Here is an 18,532-nt window from a genome sequence, read left to right on the forward strand (position 1 = left end):
GCCTCGGTGAGCCGTCAGCAGCTGCTCGCCCTCGGCCAGGAGTGGGTTCAGTGCCTGCGCGACCACGGTCTGCCCCGGATGCCGGACGCCGACCTCAGCTCGGAGGGATACCTCCAGTTCCCACCTCAGGGCGGGTATGAATGGAAGACCGACCTGCGGAGCCATCCCGGGGCCATCGAGGCGTGCAAGTCGATCGAGGACCGGTATCCCGCAACGGCGTTCCGCCCCAAGGCACAGCTCTCGTCCGAGGACGTGCGGAAGCTCGGCGAGTACGCCAAGTGCATCCGCGAGCACGGCATCCCCGAGTTCCCCGACCCGAACGCCGCCGGCGAGTTCGACCTCACCGGAACCCCGCTGGCCGACGGAGTCCCGCCCCAGCGGATGAACACGGCGGCCCAGGCGTGCAGGCAGGTCTGGAGCGGGGATGTCCGCATCCACGACAACGGCGGTGGCGCGAACGAAGGCAAGAAGTGAGCCGCCGGCGGGGGACCGGCACCGTGCTCGCGGTCGCGGTGGCCGCGCCGCTCGCCGCCGGCGTGGCCTACGCCGCCCGCCCCCAGGGGAACGCCCCCGACACGCCCGCCGCCACGGTGGCCATCGGAACCGCCACGGTCACCCAGGGCACGCTCACCGAACGCATCCAGGTCGGCGGCGTCCTCGGGTACCTGGGCTCCTACACCGTCGACCATCAGGGCGCGCCGGGCGTGCTGACCACAGGGCCTGACTCGGGCGACACGATCGGCCGCGGCGCCGTCCTCTACCGGGTCGCCGACGCACCGGTCCGTCTCCTGCTGGGCAGTGTTCCTGCCTACCGTGGCTTCCGGTACGGGATGAGTGACGGCCCCGACGTGCGGCAACTGGAGCGCAACCTGGTCGCCATGGGCTTCGACCCGTACCACCGGATCACGGTGGACCGGCACTTCAGCGCGACCACGGCTGCGGCGATCCGACGGTGGGAGACGTCCTGGGGACGGTCGGCGTCCCAGCGCACCGGACGGTTGGCCCAGGGCGAGGTCGTGTTCCTGCCCGCCCCGCTGCGCGTCACCCAGCTGCAGATCCGGGTCGGCGGCACCGTCGGGCCCGGGATGACGGTGCTCAGCGGGACGTCGACGGACCGGGCGGTGACCGTACAACTGGACACCGCGCAGCGCAGCACTGTGCACACCGGCGACCATGTCGAGGTCGGCCTGCCGGACGCCGACCCGATCCCCGGTCGGGTCACCGGCGTCGGCGAGGTCGCGACGGCGCCCTCCGCCGACTCGGGCAACGGCCCGCAGCAGCCGGCGAACCCGGACACCGCGACGGTCCCGCTCACCATCGCTGTCCGCCTGCCCCGCGGCTCCGGCCTGGATCAGGCACCGGTGACCGTCGACATCGTCACCGGAACCCGCCGCGATGTCCTGCTGGTCCCGATCGCCGCACTGCTCGCGCGGCCGGGCGGCGGCTACCAGGTGCGTCTGGCCGGTGGGGCCGCGGTTCAGGTGGAACCGGGCAGCTTCGACGAGAGCAACGGCCAGGTGGAGATCGTCCGCGGCCTCACCGCCAGCCAGACCGTGGAGGTGCCGGCGCAATGACCGCCGTCCTGGAGCTGATCGATACGCGCAAGGTCTACCCCGGGACGCCGCCGGTCGAGTCCTTGCGCGGTGTCACCCTCACCGTGCACAGCGGCGAGCTGGTCGCCGTGGCAGGCCCGTCCGGATCCGGCAAGACCACGCTGCTCAACCTGGCCGCCGGCCTGGACCGCCCGTCCGGCGGCTCGGTACGCATCGCCGGCCACCCGGTCGAGAAGCTGCGCGACGGGCAGCTCTCCGGCGTGCGTGCGCACCTCCTCGGAGTCGTCTTTCAGCAGTTCTTTCTGCTGGAGCGGCTGAGTGCGGCTGAGAACGTGGCCACCGGCCTGCTCTACCGCGGTGTGCCGGCCGCCGAACGCCGGCGCGCCGCCCGTTCCGCCTGCGAGCGGGTCGGGCTGGCCCACCGCGCCGACTTCCCTGCGGCACACCTGTCCGGCGGCGAGCGGCAGCGGGTGGCGATCGCCCGCGCGCTGGTCGGCCGCCCTGCCGTGGTGCTCGCCGACGAGCCCACCGGAAACCTCGACTCCGTGACCGGCGCCGAGATCGTCGAACTGCTCCGCGAGCTCAACGACGACGGTGTGACCATCGTGGTGATCACGCACGACGAGCGGGTCGCCGCGGCGATGCGACGCCGCATCCAGTTGCGGGACGGCCTGGTGGTGGCGGACATCGAGGGTGCGTCGTGAGGTCCCGCCTGCGCGTCGCCGACCTGCTGCCGGTGAGCACCGTGGGCCTGCGCTCGCGGCCCGGCCGGGCGGCGCTGTCCATCCTCGGGGTGGCGATCGGGATCGCGGCCGTGGTGGCCGTGCTCGGCGTCACCCGGTCCAGCCAGTCGGACGTACTTGCCCGCATTGATCGGTTCGGTACCAACCTGCTCACCGTGGGCAGCGGCAAGACCATCCGCGGGGAGGAGGCCCGGTTGCCGGTGACCGCGGGCACGGCGGTGGCGCGTACCGATGGGGTGCTCACCTCGGCGGCGACCGCGATGCTCGACGTGCGGATCTACCGCAACGACCGGATGCCGCCCGGGCGGACCGGCGGGCTGTCGGTGCGGGCCGCCGACCCGGCGCTACTCGCCACGCTGGACGGCACCCTGGTTGACGGCCGCTTCCTGGATGCGGCCACGGCCCGTTATCCGGCGGTGGTGCTCGGCCACTACGCTGCCACCTCGCTGGGCATCCGCCGCGTCACCGGGCATCCGCAGGTCTACCTCGGCCACCACTGGTACACGGTGGTGGGCATCATGGCGCCGGTCGAGCTGGCGCCAGAGCTGGACGCTTCGGCGCTGATCGGCGCGACGGTGGCGGCCGACCAATTCGGGTACGACGGCAGACCGACCCGGATCTTCGTGCGGGCACAGACCGAGCGCACCGATGAGGTGGCCGGGCTGCTCGGGCGGGCGGCCAACCCGGCCCACCCCGAGGAGGTCGCGGTGAGCCGGCCCTCGGAAGCGCTCACCGCCCGGCTCGCGGTCACCGGCGGAGCCACCGTCCTGCTGCTGGGCCTCGGCGCCGTGGCTCTGCTGGTCGGCGGCATCGGCATTGCCAACGTGCTGGTGATCTCGGTCCTGGAACGGCGCGGAGAGATCGGGCTGCGCCGGGCGCTGGGCGCCACCCGGCGGCACATCGCGGCGCAGTTCCTGGTCGAGTCGCTGCTGCTGGGCGCGGGCGGCGGCGCGGCGGGGGTCCTGCTGGGCGCCACGGTCACGTACGTGATGTCCGTCGTCCGCGGCTGGCAGACGCTCGTGCCGGCTGCCGCGATCGGCGCGGGGCTGGCCGCCGCCCTCCTCATCGGAGGGCTGGCGGGTGTCTATCCGGCTCTGCGGGCCGCCCGCCTCTCCCCGGCCACGGCGCTACGAATGGCATGAGGGCTCAGGACGTGCAGCCGGTCGGTGCCGACCCGGATCGTGACGGGGCGCAGGCGAGGGCGGGCGGACTAAATTCATTCCATGTACTCCACGCAGGTATCCCAGATCGTCAGGGCGCCGCGCTCAGCCGTCTATCGGGCACTGCTGGACCCGGCCGCGGTCGCCAGGTGGCGGGTGCCCACCGGCATGAGCGGCCACGTGCACGAGTTCGACGCACGCGAGGGCGGCTCGTTGCGCGTCTCGCTCACCTACGAGGCGCCGGACGGTACCGGCAAGTCGACGGCACACACCGACACCTACCACGGTCACTTCGCCAAGCTCGTACCCGATCAGCAGGTGGTCGAGGTCGTCGAGTTCGAGACCGACGATCCCGCGCTCCGCGGCGCGATGACCATGACCACGACGCTCAGCGATGCGGACGGCGGCACCGAGGTCGTCGTCGTTCATGACGGCATTCCGGATGTGATCCCGGCCGAGGACAACGAGACGGGTACGCGCATGGCCCTGGCGAACCTCGCCAGACTCGTCGAACTGGGCTAGGCGGCGTTGCAGATCGCGCGTCAGGTCTGGAACTGCCACGCGGTCCTCAATTCGATGGAGTGCGGGGAGCCCGATCGAAGATTCCCCGCACTCCGGTTGGTCGAAGGGTCAGACTCTGGCCTCTTCCCCGACCCTGGCCTGCGCAGCCGCGGTCGCCTTCGGTGCCCGGCGTCCGGGCATCCACCAGTTCGCCTTGCCACACAGTTCCATCACCGCGGGGACGAGGATCATCCGGACGACCGTGGCGTCGATGAGCACGGCGACCGCCATGCCGAGGCCGCCCTGCTTGACCGCGATGTCGGGGCCGAGCAGTGAGGTGGTGAAGACGGCGATCATGATTGCGGCCGCCGCCGTGATGACCTTTGCGGTCCCGGCCAGCCCCCGGGCGACGGCCGTGCGGGTGTCGCCGGTCCGCTCGTACTCCTCACGGACCCGTGAGGTCAGGAAGACCTGGTAGTCCATGGACAGGCCGAACAGGACCGGGAACATCATCATCGGGACCCAGGTCGTGACCGGCATGGCGGCGGGGAACCCGAGCATCGGGCCGAGCCATCCCCACTGTACGACCGCGACGATCACGCCGTAGGCGGCGCCGATCGACAGCAGGTTCATCACGGCGGCCTGCAGGGCGATCGTGACCGACCGGACCAACGCGATCAGCAGCACCATGGACATCGCGATGACGACCACGATCATCAGGGGTAGGCGCGAGCCGGACTCCTCGGCGACGTCGATGGTGCTGGCGTTCGGCCCGCCGACGAGGACCTGTTCGCCGCCGGGTGTCCGGGGCAGCACGTCGTCGCGGAGCTCGTGCACCAGGTTCGCGGTCGCCTCGTCCTGGTAACCGGTCGTGGGGAAGGCGGTGAAGGTGACGGCCTGCCCGTTCTCACTGACCCGCGGTGGTGTGGCGTAGGCGATGCCCTCGGTCCTGCTGACCGCTTCGACGACGGAACCCAGATCGGCATCCTGGGATTCGACCTCGGTGGCGAAGATCAGGGGTGCTCCGTAGCCCGGACCGAAGCCCTCGGAGAGGATCTCGTACGAGATGTAGCTGCTCCTGTCGTGGGGCTGGACGCTGGCGTCGGGCTGGCTCAGCCGCATCGACAGCGTGGGGGCGGCCAGCACCAGCAGGCTCACGCCGGCGAGGAGTGCGGCGACCAGCGGCCTGCGCTGCACCACGCCGGCCCAACGCTCGGCTGGCGTACGGCGCTGCTGGGACCGGGCACCGGCGGGTTGGTTCCGGCGGGACGCGCGACGAGGCAGGCGCAGCGAGTTGATCCTGTATCCGGTGAAGCCCAGGAACGCGGGCAGCAACGTCACTGCGGCGATCATCGTCACCAGCACGATCACCGACGTGGCGACGGCCACCCCGGTCATCAGCCGCTGTCCCATGACGACCAGGCCCAGCAACGCGATCACCACGGTCGTGCCGGCGAACAGCACCGCGCGACCGGCGGTCGAGATGGCCTTGACCGTTGCGCTCTCGGGTTCATCGCCGTCCCGGAGGCTGTCCTTGTAGCGGGTCACGATGAACAGTGCGTAGTCGATGCCGACGCCGAGCCCGATCATCGCGCCGAAGATCAGAGTGAAATCCGGCGCGGGGACCACGTGCCCGACCATCTTCATCAGCGCGAGGCCGGCGGCAATTGCCAGGAGGGCGGTCACGATCGGCAAGCCCATTGCGACCAGCGACCCGAAGGCGATGAACAAGATCACTGCTGCCGCCAGGATGCCGACGCTCTCGGCCGAACCCTGCGGGGGTGTCTCGGCCTTCTCGGCCATGTACCCGCCCAGCGCGAGCGTGACGTTCTCGTCGGAGGCGGCCTTGACGATGTCCACCAAGGGCTTGACCTCGCTCTTCGTCACCTCCTTGTCGCTCAGCGGAATCGTCATGCGGGCGATTCGGCGGTCCGCCGTCACCAGGCTCCTGTCCTGATAGGGCGAAACCACCGGCCCGGTGACAGGTGAGTCGGCGAGATCGGCGATGGTCCTCTCGATCTTCTGCCGGGAGGCAGGCTCGTCGATCCCCTTGTCAGCCTTGATCGCGAGGCTGAGCCGGTCTCCCTGCTCCTCGGGAAAGTGCTTCTCCATCAGCTTCTGCGCCCTGGCCGACTGCGAGCCCCCACCGGAGAAGTCGTTGTCGGGGGCGGCGCCGTACCCGAAGCCGACCAACGCCACGGCGATCACGCCGACGATCCAGGTCAGGAGGACCAGGCGACGGCGCCGGTAACAGAACCGGGCCAGTCCCGCCAGAGCTCCGTCCGTACGGGGAGCCTCGGTTGTCATCATCTTCTCCTCATGTCATCGGTGTTCAGCGCGAAAATGCGCGTCAGCAGAGGCGCTGTGTTCCGTGGTGCGTTTCGCAACGGGGCGAGAACCGTCGAATCGGCGAGGTCTTCCAGCACCGTGTTGACGAAGGCCAGGTCGGCAGGGGAGAGCGACGGGGCTCGACGGGCCAGCCGGTGGAGTTCGGCGTCGATGACGGCCCGGGTGTGCCGGGCGACCAGGACGAGAAGATCCGACTTGAGCTCGTCCGCGCACCCGGCGGTGCGGGCCGGATCAGTGGCCATGGCCCGGGCTTCCGCCGTGCGGGCCGCCGAATGGCGTCGTGACGCCGTCGTAGTGGAGCCGCAGCATCATGCCCTGCTCCGCGTGGGGCAGGTTGTGACAGTGGTTCATCCAGATCCCGGGATTCGCGGCCCGGAATGCGACCTCCCAGGTCTCGCCCGGCCGCACATCGAACGTGTCCACCCACAGCGGGCTGCCCGTCGACGGTGTTCCGTCCCTGGACAGGACGAGCACAGGGTGACCGTGCAGATGCCAGGGATGCGTTTCCAGGCTCCGGTTGACCACCGTGAACCGGACGATGTCGCCTTCGGCGACGAGCTGATCGGGGATCGAGGGGTGGCCCCGGCCGTTGACGGTCTGCGCGTACGCCGGTTGGCCATCCACCATGGCGAGTCCGCGGTCGAGGACCAGGGTGAAGTGCCGGTCGGCGTCGCGGGCGCCGAAGGGCGTGGCGGCCGGGGCTCCGTACCGCAGCAGGTCGAGCTCCGGCAGGGCCGACGTGTCTTCGGCGCCCGCGTCACCGGGGACGTCACCATGCGGGCGCAGGCGCAGTCCGCCGTCACGATCGTCGTCGACAACGAGTGCCACGGGCGTCTCCGGCATACGGAACACCAGGTCGTGTCGCCCGCCCGCGGGCAGGCGCAGCCCGACGTCGCTGACCTCGCCGGGCTGGTTGAGGTCCCGGCCGTCGACGGCCGCCACCCGGAACGGGGTTCCGGCGAGGACGATCCGGTGCGGATTCGAGTTGGTGTTGATCAATCGCAGCCGCACGGGGGTGCCGGGCGGTGCGGTGTGTTCGGTGCGGCCGTCGCTGCCCGCGATCACGACGGTGCCGTCGAAGGTGTGCACCGGTAGGGTCAGGTCCAGTTGCTCCACCGCGGCGTGCCCGTCGGCTCGCTGCCCCTGGCGCGGGGTCACGACGAGGGTTCCGTACAGCCCCTTGTGTACGCCGGTGTGGGACGCGTGATGGGTGTGGTACCAGTAGGTGCCCACCTGGTCGGCGCGGAACCGGTAGGCGAATTCCTCACCGGGCCGCACGGCCATCTGGGTCAGACCCGGCACGCCGTCCTCGCCGCACGGTACGTCGTAGCCGTGCCAGTGCAGGGTCACCCCGCCCTCGATGTCGTCGTTTCGCAGCCGCACGTCGATCAGGTCACCCTGGATCGCGGTGATCGCCGGACCCGGCACCTCGCCGTTGTAGGTCCACGCGTCGATCTCGCGTCCGGACGCCAGCCGTACGGTGGCCTTCTTCGCGGTGAGCACGTGTCGTCGCACGGTGCCGCCCGGTGCCGGCGAGCCGGAGCCCCGTAGGTCGGCCACCGACACCGCCGCTCGGGACGAGCGTCCGGCACCCCCTCCCACCGTCACCGACTCGGCGGGGAGGAACGACAGTCCGGTGCCGGTGCCGGCGCCGGCCGCCGTCAGCGCGGCCGCGCCGCCGCTCCAGCCGAGGAACCGGCGACGCGAGATCAGGCGTCCCCCCAGCGCCGGCGCGACGCCCGCACCAGCGGTCTCCTCGGCGGCCGGCGCGACCACGCGCATGGTCAGCAACGCGCCGGCGCAGACCAGCGAGATCGTGATCAGAGCCGTGCTCAAGGTCAGCGGGTACCCGACCAGGAAGGTCACCACGAGACCGGCCAGCGCCGCGTACGCCGCGGTGAACACCGAAACGACGCCGGACACCGACCAGCCGTCGCCTCGCCCCCGCCTCGCCGCGAGCAGTCGCGGGCCGGCGAGCAGCACGGCGCCGGCCGCGGCGGCCCCCAGCACAGGCAGCCCCAGGAGCACCTTCTCCTGTACGAACCACCAGCCCCTGCCGGCCAGCATCGCCACGGTGCCCACCCGGAGGAGCGTCACGAGCACCGCTGCGACGAGGACGGCAGACGCCAGCCGGGTACGCCGCAGCGCCAGCGCGACGCCGGCCGCGAACCACGCCGCGATGCTCAGCAGCGCCACAACGTGGTCCAGAACGATCCGCAGCCCGGTGGTCATGGCGCCTGTCGCGCGGGCGTGGCCGCCCTGGACAGCTGCGTAGCCGGCCTGGACAGCTGCCGGGCCTGTCGGATGATCATCCCGGTCACCGCCACGATGGCGAGACCGTTGACCGCGTGCAGGCCGAAGACGAGCCCGCCGGCGGTGCCGTCGAGCGCTGTGGCGATCCCCTTGATCACGAACTGGACAACCGCGAGCCCGGCGACCAGGCCGCTCATCCCGATGAGCCGCCCGGGCATCCGGGCAGTCGCGGCGACGACGGTCACCAGGACCGCGATCAGAACAATCCCGCCGCCCAACGCGCGGTGGGGCTGGAAGGACTCGTCGTTGGGCGCCGTGTCGAACGCGCCGCTGGCGGCCAGGAAGAACTGCGTGACGACGGCCAGCATCTGCAGGGCCGCCAGGCCGGCGAAGAATCTACGCATGGCGCGCTCCCCGAAGCGGGTGGAGGTGATCGGTCATGGCGGCGATCGTCGCGCCGGGGAGGCTGCCGTGGCCTCGGACAGCGGGAGGCAGCGTCTACGCAGTCGGGCGTAGCCGGCCTCGCATCTCACTACGCCCGCCGGCGTAGCAGGTCGCGCGTCTGTGCGCAGCGTCGTCCATGGGCGAGAACCGTAGGATCACCGCATGGATCAGCGTGCCGTGTCGTTTCCCTCGCGGGTGGTGGCGCAGGACGTTGCGCTCGCGCTCTTCATCGCCGTGATGCAGGTGCAGGGCACGGTCGCCAAGGTTGCCGCCGACGGGGCGCCGCGCCCGCTCACCGACCTCGGAAACCTCGGATTCGCGCTGCTCGCGCTGAGTGGTCTGGTCGTGGCTGTCCGCTGCCGGTGGCCGGTTCCGGTGTTTGTCACCACCGCACTCGCCAGCCTGGTCTACTTCAGCCTCGACTTCCCGGACGGACCGGGCTGGCTCGGGCTCTTCGTCGCCCTCTACACCCTCACCGCGTACGGTGACGGCCGCCGGTCATTGGTGATCGCGGGTGTGGGGACCACGGTGCTGGCCGTCGGGTGGCTCATCGCGGCGGCCGACATCGAGCCACGCGCCGCCATCGGCTGGGTGTTCTTCCGCATCGGTGCGTCGGTGATGAGCGCAGCTCTCGGCGAGTCGGTCCGGTCTCGACGGGTCATCGCAGCCGAGGCTCAGGACCGCGCCGAGCTGGCCGAACGAACTCGCGAGGAGGAGGCGCGGGCGCGGGTCGACGCCGAACGACTCCGGATCGCCCGCGAGGTCCACGACACTGTCGCGCACGCCATAGCGATCATCAACGTCCAGTCCGGTGTCACCGCGCACGTGCTCGACAAGAGGCCGGAAGTGGCACGCGAGGCGCTGCAAGCCATCGAGCAGACCAGTTCTCGTGCGCTGCGAGAGATGCGAGCCATCCTCGGAGTACTCCGTGACGAGAACGACGGGCGTGTGCCGTACCCCGGGCTTGAGCAGATCGACGAACTCACCGCCAAGGCACGCGCTGCCGGACTCGACATCAACCTGGAGCAGACCCCGCCCGCGGCGCCGTTGCCGAGCGCGGTGGGGAGCGCGGCCTACCGAATCCTGCAGGAATCGATCACCAACGTGATCCGCCACGTCGGCCCGACTCGGGTGACGGTAGCCCTGAAGCCGGGGATCGACGTTCTGGAGATCCGCGTGACCGATGAGGGCCGCCGTGCCGCCCCAGGTGATCACCCTGCGGGCTCGCACCTGTCGGCCCGGCAGCCGACCGGCACCGGCACCTCGGCCAGGCCCGGCCGCGGGATCCTCGGAATGCGCGAGCGCTGTCAACTGCTGGGCGGAGAACTCGATGCCGAGCCGACTCCGGGCGGAGGGTTCGAAATCACGGCCCGGCTGCCTCTCGCGCCGACCGGGTCGCGCCTGTGAACGCACCGGCCGCGTCGCCAGCAAGCAACCTCCCGATCAAGGTGCTGCTCGCCGACGACGAGGGCCTGGTGCGATCCGGGTTCAAAATGCTGCTCGACGTCGAGGACGACATCACGGTGGTGGGAGAGGCCACCAACGGCGCCGAAGCCGTCGCGCTGGCCCGCGCCAACCGCCCGGACGTCGTCCTCATGGACATCCGCATGCCAAAGCTGGACGGGATTCAAGCCACCGCCCAGATCACCGGGACGCACGGGTTGGAACAGGTCCGGGTACTCATCCTCACCACCTACGACACCGATGCCCACGTGTTCGAGGCATTACAAGCCGGCGCCAGCGGCTTCCTGCTCAAGGACGCCGGACCTGCCGAGCTCCTGCACGCCATCCGGGTGATCGCCGCCGGAGAAGCGCTGCTCGCGCCGCGGATCACCCGACGACTCATCGGCCAGTTCACCGCGCAACGAACAGCCAACCAGGCCGCGGAGGGCCGGCTCGCGGTGCTGACCCAGCGCGAGCGCGAGGTGCTGGCCCTCGTGGGACAGGGCCTGAGCAACAACGAGATCGGCGCCAAGTTGTTTCTCAGCCCGGCCACCGCGCGCACCCACGTCAGCCACGCGATGGCGAAACTGGGTGCGCGCGACCGCGCGCAACTCGTTGTCATCGCCTATCAAGCGGGACTGGTCAGTCCGCACATGGCACCCTGAGCGACCGAGGACTGCGGCATCCCCTGACGGGCAATCGATACATGAAGAAGCCGCCCACCCCTCTCGGCGGTAGGCGGCTTCCGGCTGTTCGGGCTACTTCTTGTTCAGGTTGACGATCACGCCCTGGTCGGCGCACGCCGTCTGCAGCCCGGCCACGTGGGTGCCCATCGGCCCGATGAACGCCAGTGCCCCCATCTCCTCGCCTTCCGGCAGGTTCGACACCTGCCACACGATGTCGACCAGCGCGGTGCCGTGCTCGCGCAGCTTCTCGTGCCGGGAATCCTCGAACAGCTCCCGCACCTCGCGGTACTCGGCCTCGGTCATCTTGTCGTCGCTGCCGGACTTGTCGTCGGCGACGACCGACGTGCCGTCGCGCATCGCCTTGCAGGCCGCGACGCCGGAGTCCTCCTTGATGAAGCCCTCGTAGACGGCGAGGCCGGCGGTGGTGAGCACCAGCACGGCGAGGGCGGCGCCGAGTGCGAGGAGGAGCGGCTTGCGGCGGTTGGGCTTGGTCGGCGGCGGGGTGGTGACGAAGCCGGTGGGCTGCGGCTGCCCGGGGTCCGCGGGCTGGTACTGCTGGGGCGGGTATCCGGGGCTGCCCTGCTGGTAGGGCTGCTGCGGCTGCTGGTTCGGGTACGGCTCGGTCATGCTGTGCTCCCCACGTGATGTTGGCGTGTCGATGCTGGTCGGGATGGTTGCCCGGGACTACGGGTTGTCGGGTTGGTGACTGTTGTTGTGGCCGGTCAGGCAGGGCGGGGCGGCCGGTCAGCCCACCACCGGACTCCCCAGCGGGGGCCGGCGGCGATGGAAGTCAGGCGTCGCGCGTCCGGCTGTCTCGGTGGCAGAACGTCCGCGGGCCTGAACCGCCAGGGGATGGCCGGCCTCCGGGTCGAGCCGGCGGGTAATCAAACGCCTACCGCCTCGCTGCCCAGGACGACGGTGAAGGTGACGGGCTGCCCCACCATCTCCGGCGTGGTCGACAATGCCGCGCAGACGGCGATCCGGGTCGCGTGCCAGCATTTCGGGGACCCCTACGTCTGGGGTGCCGACGGTCCGGACGCCTTCGACTGTTCCGGTCTCACCCAGTACGCCTACAAAGGCCGCGGGCATCTCGCTCACGCGCCGCGTGACCTGACCGCCAGCCTGCGACGGAGGCTCCCGCCCCTTTCCACGGACCGGGTCCTCCGTCACCTCTGGCAAGGGCAGGCCCGGCTACTCCTCGTGGGCCAAGGTGATCATCATGCCGGTCTCGGCGTGGTAGAGCGAACTCGTCAGCGCCGCCGTCGCCGCCGCCCGACCGCGGTACGCCACCAAGGGCGTGACGTTGCACGAGCAGGTCGCACCGGATGTCGGACTGATCGACGCCGACGCGGAACGCTTGGGCCAGGTGCTGGGCACCCTCCTCGACAACGCCTTACGCCACACCCCGCCCGCCGGCAGCGTGAGTGCGCGCGCGACCCGGGACGACGGCGGTGTGCACCTCGGCATCGCGGACACGGGCGACGGCATCGACGCACGGCACCTGCCGCACGTCTTCGAGCGCTTCTATCGGGCGGACACCGCCAGGGACCGCGAGCATGGTGGATCGGGCATCGGCCTGGCCGTCGCCCGCGCGATCGTCGTCCAGCACGGCGGCCGGATCAGCGCCGCCAGTGAGGGCCCCGGCAAGGGCGCGACGTTCACCGTCACCCTGCCCGCCACGGGACCGCTCGACGTCAGCTGACCACCTGCGGGGTGTGGCCGCGTGGGGGAGCGGTCAGCGCAACGCGTCCAACCTGCGGTGGTACTCCTCGACATCCAACTCCCCGCGGGCGTAGCGCTCGGCCAGGATGCGCCGCGCCGAGTCGTTGCGGTCTGCGGGCCGCCGGCCGTTGCCCACGGCCAGCCACACCGCAGCGACGATGATCACGGCCAGGATGAGCCAGCCGATCATCATGGCGCCCATCGGCCAGATCCAGCCGTTGTCGTGCATGGGATCCGCGTCCTCTCCGCAGTGGGACCGCGAATTTCAGGGCGGGCTCGCCGGCATACCCGCCACGGCTACCGGATCACCTCGCCGCCGAGGCCGGCCCACGCGAGGATGCCTGCTCGCCGTCACCGGAGTGACCGCCGTGACCACCGTGCCGCCGGGCGACCGTGGCCTGACCGCGAAGGCCCGCGACTTCCGCTCACCGCCCGGACGTGGTCCAGGCCGTCGTCGACGCCACGGCGTACGCGGGCGGCGGCAACTCGACGCCACCGTGCCCGCCGACCTCGAGGCCGGCAGGCCAAGTGAGCCGTGGTGGGACAAGCGCACGACGCCGTGGTGGGTCGCGACGTAGAGCTGTCCGTCGGGCGGGTTGACCCCCAACCCGCGGTCCCTCGGCAGGTGCCCATGGTATGCCATCTACTATGCGCGATTAGTAGAAGCGCGTCGGGACGAGTGAGGTCTGCCATCGGCCGCATTCGCACAATTAGTCTGGTTATGGGATGAAAGGTCCGATGCTGAAGGAACCGAGGCTGCGGAGGCAGACGCTCCTGCGGCTGGTGCTGCTCGTCGCCCTGACGTTCGGCGTGTTCGGCATGCACACCTTCGGCCACCCGTCCGACCTCGTATCCCCCGGCGTCGGGCACATGACGTCCGCCGTCCACACGATCGAAGACGCGCCGGCTCCAGCGCAGGGCCACCATGGCTCGCACGGCCGCAAAGACGGCCTGCACGCGTTCACCGTGTGCCTGGCTGTGCTGGGCGGCGTCCTGGTCCTCGGCTCCCTGTCGCTGCTGCGGCACCGCCGATGGGATCTCTGCGTGCCCGCTGGCCCACGATCCTGGGCGACCGGGAGGCGTCGGGCCCCGTCGCACCGTCCCATCGGGCTACATCTGACCGCTGTGTCGGTCATGCGGACATAGGAAGCGCGCGAATCCGCACTGCTCGGATCCCACGACCCTTTACCGCAGACCTAGCGACAAGGACCACGTACCTGATGAAGCGAACCATCCTGCGCCGCAGCGCCCTCGCGGGCGTCGCCCTGTCCGCTCTGCTCGTCACCGCCGCGTGCGGCGGCGGTGACGACACGGCCGGCATGCGGCACGGCAACAGCAGCCCGTCGACGAGCACCTCGTCCCCGGCCAACGCCACCTTCAACGACGCGGACGTGATGTTCGCCCAGATGATGATCCCGCACCACCAGCAGGCGGTCGAGATGGCCGACCTGGCCCCGACCCGAGCGAGCGACCCCGAGCTGAAGGACCTGGCTGCCAAGATCAAGGCGGCGCAGGATCCGGAGATCACCACCATGAAGGGGTGGTTGACGGCGTGGGGGAAGTCCACCGAACTCCCGAGCAACCACAGCATGCCGGGCATGAGTTCGGCGCCCGGGCACAACATGCCGGGGATGTCGGCCTCGCCCGGTCATGACATGCCAGGCATGAACTCGAACATGCCCGGCATGATGTCCGAGCAGGAGATGGCGGACCTGACCGCGGCCAAGGCCACCGCCTTCGACAAGAAGTTCGCCGAGATGATGATCGCCCACCACAACGGCGCCATCGAGATGGCCAGGACCGAGCAGGCCAACGGCACCAATCCCGAGGCCAAGGCGCTCGCCGCCAAGATCGCCTCGGATCAGGCCGCCGAGGTGCAGACCCTGCAGAAGATCCTCGACCGCCTCTAGACGGCGCCTGTCGGGCCGGGCCGGACGGCTTTCCCCACCCCACGAGAGGCTCCGTGGTCAGGACCTCACCGGGGCCGAGCGGGCCGACTCGCGCGGCCTGACCCGCACCAGCACAAGCGGTCCCTCGCCACTCGGCGAGGGGCCGCGATGTGCCTCGGTGAACCTGGTGCCGGGGTCGTCGGTGTAGTCCATGCAGGTGCCGAGGTTGGTTTGTCGAAGTTCTCGTCCTGGTGGTCCAGGCCGAAGGTGTGGCCGACCTCCTGGCGGGTGACGAGGCATCGGGCCACTGCGCTCGCCAGCAGCCGGCGCTTCCTCGGCCCGTCCTGCCGGCCTGGCGCGTCGCCCCGCGTACCCTTGCGGCACGAAGGGAGCGCACGTGGCGGAGCTGGGCAGACTCGAGGCGGCAGTCATGGAGGTCCTCTGGCGGGCCGACCAACCCCTGCTGGTCAGAGACGTCCTCGACGGGCTGACCACCGACCGTGCCCTGGCCTACACGACCGTTCTCACCGTGCTCGACAACCTGCACCGCAAAGGCTGGGCCGCCCGCGAGAAGGACGGCAAGGCGTACCGCTACCGCCCTGCCGGCACCCGTGAGGAGATCACCGCCCGCACGCTGCGCCACGTGCTGGAGACCAGCACCGACCCCGATCTGGTGCTCCTGCATTTCGCCAGATCAGCCTCGAAGCGGGAACTGCACATCCTCAAGCAGGTGCTCCACGAACGGGAGCCCGAGGCGTGAGTGTCGCGCTGGCACTGCTCGCCGGTGCCGGGATCGCTGCCTGGTGCGGTCCGGTCGCGCTGCGATTCTGCTTCCGCCACGTAGCTGACCCCGTCGCGGTGTTGCTCGGCTGGCTCGGGCTGCTCACTGCCGTGATGGTCACCTTCGCCCTGGCCGTCGCCGCGTTGCTCGCCCCTGGCGCCGCCCACGACTGGGCGCTGCATGACCTCGCCCGGCTCTGTTGGCACTGGGCGCAGCCCAGCCGCCCGCCTGCCCTCGATGAAGTCCTCGGGGCGTCCGGTGCTCTGATCATTTTCGCGGCGCTCACGAAGTTCGTCGTGTCGTGCACCCGTCGCGCGCGGTCGGCTTACCGGGCCCGGCGCGCCCACGCCGATCTGCTGACTCTGAGCGGTGCGACGGCCGGGCCAGGCGACACCGCGGTGCTGTGGATCCCTCACCCGACCCCGTTGGCGTACAGCATCGGTGGCGCCGGCGGGATGACCGTGCTCGCCAGTTGTACCCGTGACCTGCCGGCGGACCAGCTCGCCGCGGTGATGAGCCACGAACGGGCTCACCTGCGCGAGCGTCACCACCTGCTGGTGTCCGCCGTGGAAGGGCTCGCGTCGGCGGTTCCCTGGCTGCCGCTGACCCGCGAAGCGCCGGCGGCCGTCCGCTTGCTCGTGGAGCTGCGTGCGGACGCCGCGGCGGTCCGGGAATGCGGCCAGGCGGCCGTGCGAGGTGCACTCCTGAGCTTCGCCGGCGCCCCGCACCCGCCGTCCGCCCTGTCGATGGCCGGGGGAGAGGTGGGAATTCGGCTCCAGCGACTTCAGTCGCGGACCCCGCACGGCCGCAACCTTGCGATCCGCGCCGCGCTCGCCGCGGCTGCCCTCATGGCGCCCGTGAGCATCGGCATGCTCGCTGCCGTCATCACGTGTCTCTAGACCTCCGGTGACAGCCGGGGCGGCGTGTCCCGCGTGCGGGGCGTCAACCGGCGCCGCAACCGGCTTCACGGTCGCTGGTCGGATGCGCCTGTAGCCGGGTCACTCCACGAGCTGGTAGCCGGCCCGCTGCACGACGGCGCGGACGTCGTCGGTGTCCAGAGGGTTGGCGCTGAGAACAGTGATGGTGCCCGCGGCGACGTCGGCCTGGACATCGGTTACGCCCGTGATCTCGGAGACGTGCCCGGTCACCTTCTTGGCGCAGCCGCCGCAGGTCATGCCCGACACCTGATAGGTGCTCCGGGCGCCGGTGGTGTCTGCGGCCGTGGGGGCGCTGTCGATCGTGACGGTGCCGCAGCCGCAGCTCGATTCATTGCCGCACATGTGGATCTCCTCGGTGTTTGCAGACGATGCCGTCGACGGGTGCGCAGGGTCCGTCCGGGGACGGGCCAGCGGTGCGTGGCTGGACAGGGCCCAACATACCCCACCCCCGTATACGTCTCAACACTTCGGAGCATCGCCTTACCGAAAGGTGGATATAGGCCGCATCACTTGACGATCAATACGGGTAGGGGGTAGAACTTTGCCACTACCCATACCCCCTAGGGGTAATTGAAGGAGTCGCTGCCATGTCATCCGCCGCCAAGCGCTGGTGGGCCCTCGGACTCATCGCCCTCGCCCAGTTCATGGTCATCATGGACACCTCGATCATCGGCGTCGCACTACCACGCATACAGGCTGACCTCGGCTTCTCACCCGAGAACCTGTCCTGGGTCTTCAATGCCTACGTCGTCGCGTTCGGCGGCCTGCTCCTGCTCGGCGGCCGACTGTCCGACCTGCTCGGTGCCCGCCGCATGTTCGCCGCCGGCTGGCTCATCCTGCTCATCGGTTCGGCCGTCGCCGGCCTGGCCGACAGCGTCGCCGTCGAACTCACCGCCCGCGCTGTGCAAGGCGCCGGCGCCGCACTGATCGCCCCGTCGGCGCTCACCCTGCTGATGATGCTGTTCGGCGCCGAACCCAGGGAACTCACCCGGGCCCTCGCCCTGTACGGCGCGGCCGCACCCGCCGGCGGAACCGCCGGCGTCTTCCTCGGCGGCGTCATCACCGAATACATCAGCTGGCCCTGGGTCTTCTACATCAACATCCCGATCGCCGTCCTTGCGCTGCTGGCCACCCCGGCCCTCATGCCCACCGGGGGTACCCGCCGCGGGTCCCTGGACGTCCTCGGCGCCCTGACGGTGACCGTCGGCCTCGGCGCCGCCGTCTACGGAATCGTCCGCGCCCCCGAGGTCGGCTGGACCTCCGGGCAGACCTGGCTGGTCCTCGCCGCAGCCGTCGTCGCCCTGGCCGCCTTCGTCGCCATCCAGGCGTCCCGGCGCGAGCCGCTGATGCGCCTGTCGATCTTCCGCGCTCCGAACCTCGCCGCCGCCAACATCGCCCAACTGCTGCTCGGCGCGGCCTGGATCCCGATGTGGTTCTTCCTCAACCTCTACCTGCAGCAGGTCCTCGGCTACAGCGCCTTCCCCAGCGGCGCCGCGCTGCTGCCGATGACGATCCTCATCATGATCGGCATGATCGCGCTCGCCCCGCGGGCCATCGCCCGGTTCGGCGCGAAGCCGATGGTGGTCACCGGCCTCGCGATCCTCGCCATCGGGCTCGGCTGGCTCGCCCTGGTACGCCCCGACGGCAGCTACACCGTCGACGTCCTGCCGGCTTCACTGGTCGCCGCGCTGGGCATGTCGCTGGCGTTCATCCCGTCGCTCGGCACGGCGATCTCCAGCGCCCGACCCGAGGAAGGTGGACTCGCCTCCGGCATCGTCAACACCAGCTACCAGGTCGGCTCGGCGCTCGGTCTGGCCGCGATGACCGCGGTCGCCTCCGCCGCCGGCGCAGACCGGCTCGGCGACCTGCCCGCCCTCACCGACGGCTACTCCGCCGCCTTCATCGGCGCCGGGATCATCGCCGCCGCAGGCGCGGTCACCGCCGGGCTCACCCTGCGCGGCGCCCGGCGGCAGCCGGCCGACGACGCCCAACCCGTGAGCGTCGCCTGATCCGAACCGACACCATCGACCGCCCACCGGATGCCGGTGGATCAGCCCGAGGAGGCTGATC

General features: G+C 70.6%; 20 protein-coding genes and 1 pseudogene. 14 read left to right on the plus strand and 7 right to left on the minus strand.

Features of this window, described 5'->3' with window-relative positions; genetic code table 11:
* The first annotated feature begins 6 nt into the window (after positions 1-6).
* From IEY96_RS24445 to IEY96_RS24465, 5 genes are all read left to right on the plus strand, one after another.
* On the plus strand, positions 7-474 hold the full coding sequence (locus IEY96_RS24445; RefSeq protein WP_189197165.1) for a hypothetical protein: 468 nt from the start codon (positions 7-9) through the stop codon (positions 472-474).
* A complete protein-coding gene (locus tag IEY96_RS24450) occupies positions 471-1,574 on the plus strand; it encodes an efflux RND transporter periplasmic adaptor subunit (protein WP_189197166.1) in 1,104 nt (367 codons plus the stop codon). Before IEY96_RS24445 ends, IEY96_RS24450 begins: the two co-directional genes overlap by 4 nt.
* Positions 1,571-2,257 carry an ABC transporter ATP-binding protein gene (locus IEY96_RS24455; RefSeq protein WP_189197167.1) on the plus strand — a complete coding sequence of 229 codons (687 nt, stop codon included), beginning with the start codon at positions 1,571-1,573 and terminating at the stop codon, positions 2,255-2,257. Before IEY96_RS24450 ends, IEY96_RS24455 begins: the two co-directional genes overlap by 4 nt.
* Positions 2,254-3,438: an ABC transporter permease gene (locus tag IEY96_RS24460; protein WP_189197168.1), complete on the plus strand. Its 1,185-nt coding sequence runs from the start codon at positions 2,254-2,256 to the stop codon at positions 3,436-3,438. Before IEY96_RS24455 ends, IEY96_RS24460 begins: the two co-directional genes overlap by 4 nt.
* A gap of 81 nt (positions 3,439-3,519) precedes the next feature.
* Complete coding sequence (locus IEY96_RS24465; RefSeq protein WP_189197169.1) at positions 3,520-3,978, plus strand: SRPBCC family protein; 459 nt, start codon at positions 3,520-3,522, stop codon at positions 3,976-3,978.
* A gap of 108 nt (positions 3,979-4,086) precedes the next feature.
* Here the strand turns inward: IEY96_RS24465 and IEY96_RS24470 are convergent, their stop codons facing one another.
* From IEY96_RS24470 to IEY96_RS24485, 4 genes are read right to left on the minus strand one after another with little or no spacing between them, the layout of a single operon-like run.
* A complete protein-coding gene (locus IEY96_RS24470; protein ID WP_229791857.1) occupies positions 4,087-6,264 on the minus strand; it encodes an MMPL family transporter in 2,178 nt (725 codons plus the stop codon).
* Positions 6,264-6,548 (minus strand): hypothetical protein, encoded by a 285-nt coding sequence (locus tag IEY96_RS24475; RefSeq protein ID WP_189197171.1) that lies wholly within the window; start codon positions 6,546-6,548, stop codon positions 6,264-6,266. The genes IEY96_RS24470 and IEY96_RS24475 overlap by 1 nt, the downstream gene beginning before the upstream one ends.
* A complete protein-coding gene (locus IEY96_RS24480) occupies positions 6,538-8,538 on the minus strand; it encodes a multicopper oxidase family protein (RefSeq protein ID WP_189197172.1) in 2,001 nt (666 codons plus the stop codon). Before IEY96_RS24480 ends, IEY96_RS24475 begins: the two co-directional genes overlap by 11 nt.
* The gene (locus tag IEY96_RS24485) at positions 8,535-8,963 is read right to left on the minus strand and encodes a DUF6220 domain-containing protein (RefSeq protein WP_189197173.1); all 429 of its coding nucleotides are present in this window, start codon (positions 8,961-8,963) and stop codon (positions 8,535-8,537) included. Before IEY96_RS24485 ends, IEY96_RS24480 begins: the two co-directional genes overlap by 4 nt.
* A 202-nt stretch (positions 8,964-9,165) precedes the next feature.
* On the opposite strand from IEY96_RS24485, the gene IEY96_RS24490 reads away from it, so the two are divergent.
* Together IEY96_RS24490 and IEY96_RS24495 are read left to right on the plus strand one after the other, a co-directional pair.
* The gene (locus IEY96_RS24490; RefSeq protein ID WP_189197174.1) at positions 9,166-10,410 is read left to right on the plus strand and encodes a sensor histidine kinase; all 1,245 of its coding nucleotides are present in this window, start codon (positions 9,166-9,168) and stop codon (positions 10,408-10,410) included.
* A complete protein-coding gene (locus IEY96_RS24495) occupies positions 10,407-11,111 on the plus strand; it encodes a response regulator transcription factor (protein WP_189197175.1) in 705 nt (234 codons plus the stop codon). Before IEY96_RS24490 ends, IEY96_RS24495 begins: the two co-directional genes overlap by 4 nt.
* Before the next feature lie 93 nt (positions 11,112-11,204).
* On the opposite strand, the gene IEY96_RS24500 is transcribed toward IEY96_RS24495, so the two are convergent.
* Positions 11,205-11,759 carry a hypothetical protein gene (locus IEY96_RS24500; protein ID WP_189197176.1) on the minus strand — a complete coding sequence of 185 codons (555 nt, stop codon included), beginning with the start codon at positions 11,757-11,759 and terminating at the stop codon, positions 11,205-11,207.
* A 270-nt stretch (positions 11,760-12,029) separates the two neighbouring features.
* Here IEY96_RS24500 and IEY96_RS24505 point away from each other — a divergent pair.
* A pseudogene (locus tag IEY96_RS24505) lies at positions 12,030-12,230 on the plus strand (NlpC/P60 family protein); the annotation flags it as partial.
* Between the two features lie 199 nt (positions 12,231-12,429).
* A complete protein-coding gene (locus IEY96_RS24510) occupies positions 12,430-12,834 on the plus strand; it encodes a sensor histidine kinase (protein WP_229791858.1) in 405 nt (134 codons plus the stop codon).
* Positions 12,835-12,867: 33 nt separating this feature from the next.
* On the opposite strand, the gene IEY96_RS24515 is transcribed toward IEY96_RS24510, so the two are convergent.
* On the minus strand, positions 12,868-13,083 hold the full coding sequence (locus IEY96_RS24515; RefSeq protein ID WP_189197177.1) for an SHOCT domain-containing protein: 216 nt from the start codon (positions 13,081-13,083) through the stop codon (positions 12,868-12,870).
* 509 nt (positions 13,084-13,592) lie between these two features.
* Here IEY96_RS24515 and IEY96_RS24520 point away from each other — a divergent pair.
* The 4 genes from IEY96_RS24520 to IEY96_RS24535 all read left to right on the plus strand — a co-directional run bounded on the left by IEY96_RS24520 (position 13,593) and on the right by IEY96_RS24535 (position 16,423).
* Positions 13,593-14,000 carry a DUF6153 family protein gene (locus IEY96_RS24520; protein WP_229791859.1) on the plus strand — a complete coding sequence of 136 codons (408 nt, stop codon included), beginning with the start codon at positions 13,593-13,595 and terminating at the stop codon, positions 13,998-14,000.
* Between the two features lie 74 nt (positions 14,001-14,074).
* Complete coding sequence (locus IEY96_RS24525) at positions 14,075-14,764, plus strand: DUF305 domain-containing protein (protein ID WP_189197178.1); 690 nt, start codon at positions 14,075-14,077, stop codon at positions 14,762-14,764.
* Between the two features lie 376 nt (positions 14,765-15,140).
* Positions 15,141-15,503 (plus strand): BlaI/MecI/CopY family transcriptional regulator, encoded by a 363-nt coding sequence (locus tag IEY96_RS24530; protein WP_189197179.1) that lies wholly within the window; start codon positions 15,141-15,143, stop codon positions 15,501-15,503.
* Entirely contained in the window at positions 15,500-16,423 is a 924-nt protein-coding gene (locus tag IEY96_RS24535) for a M56 family metallopeptidase (RefSeq protein ID WP_189197180.1), read from the plus strand. Before IEY96_RS24530 ends, IEY96_RS24535 begins: the two co-directional genes overlap by 4 nt.
* A gap of 99 nt (positions 16,424-16,522) precedes the next feature.
* Here the strand turns inward: IEY96_RS24535 and IEY96_RS32870 are convergent, their stop codons facing one another.
* Entirely contained in the window at positions 16,523-16,804 is a 282-nt protein-coding gene (locus tag IEY96_RS32870; protein ID WP_189197181.1) for a heavy-metal-associated domain-containing protein, read from the minus strand.
* A 245-nt stretch (positions 16,805-17,049) separates the two neighbouring features.
* On the opposite strand from IEY96_RS32870, the gene IEY96_RS24545 reads away from it, so the two are divergent.
* Positions 17,050-18,471 (plus strand): DHA2 family efflux MFS transporter permease subunit, encoded by a 1,422-nt coding sequence (locus IEY96_RS24545; RefSeq protein ID WP_189197182.1) that lies wholly within the window; start codon positions 17,050-17,052, stop codon positions 18,469-18,471.
* The last annotated feature ends 61 nt before the right edge of the window (positions 18,472-18,532 follow it).

Origin of the sequence: Micromonospora fulviviridis (assembly GCF_014648395.1) — a bacterium.
Classification (GTDB): Bacteria; Actinomycetota; Actinomycetes; order Mycobacteriales; family Micromonosporaceae; genus Micromonospora; species Micromonospora fulviviridis.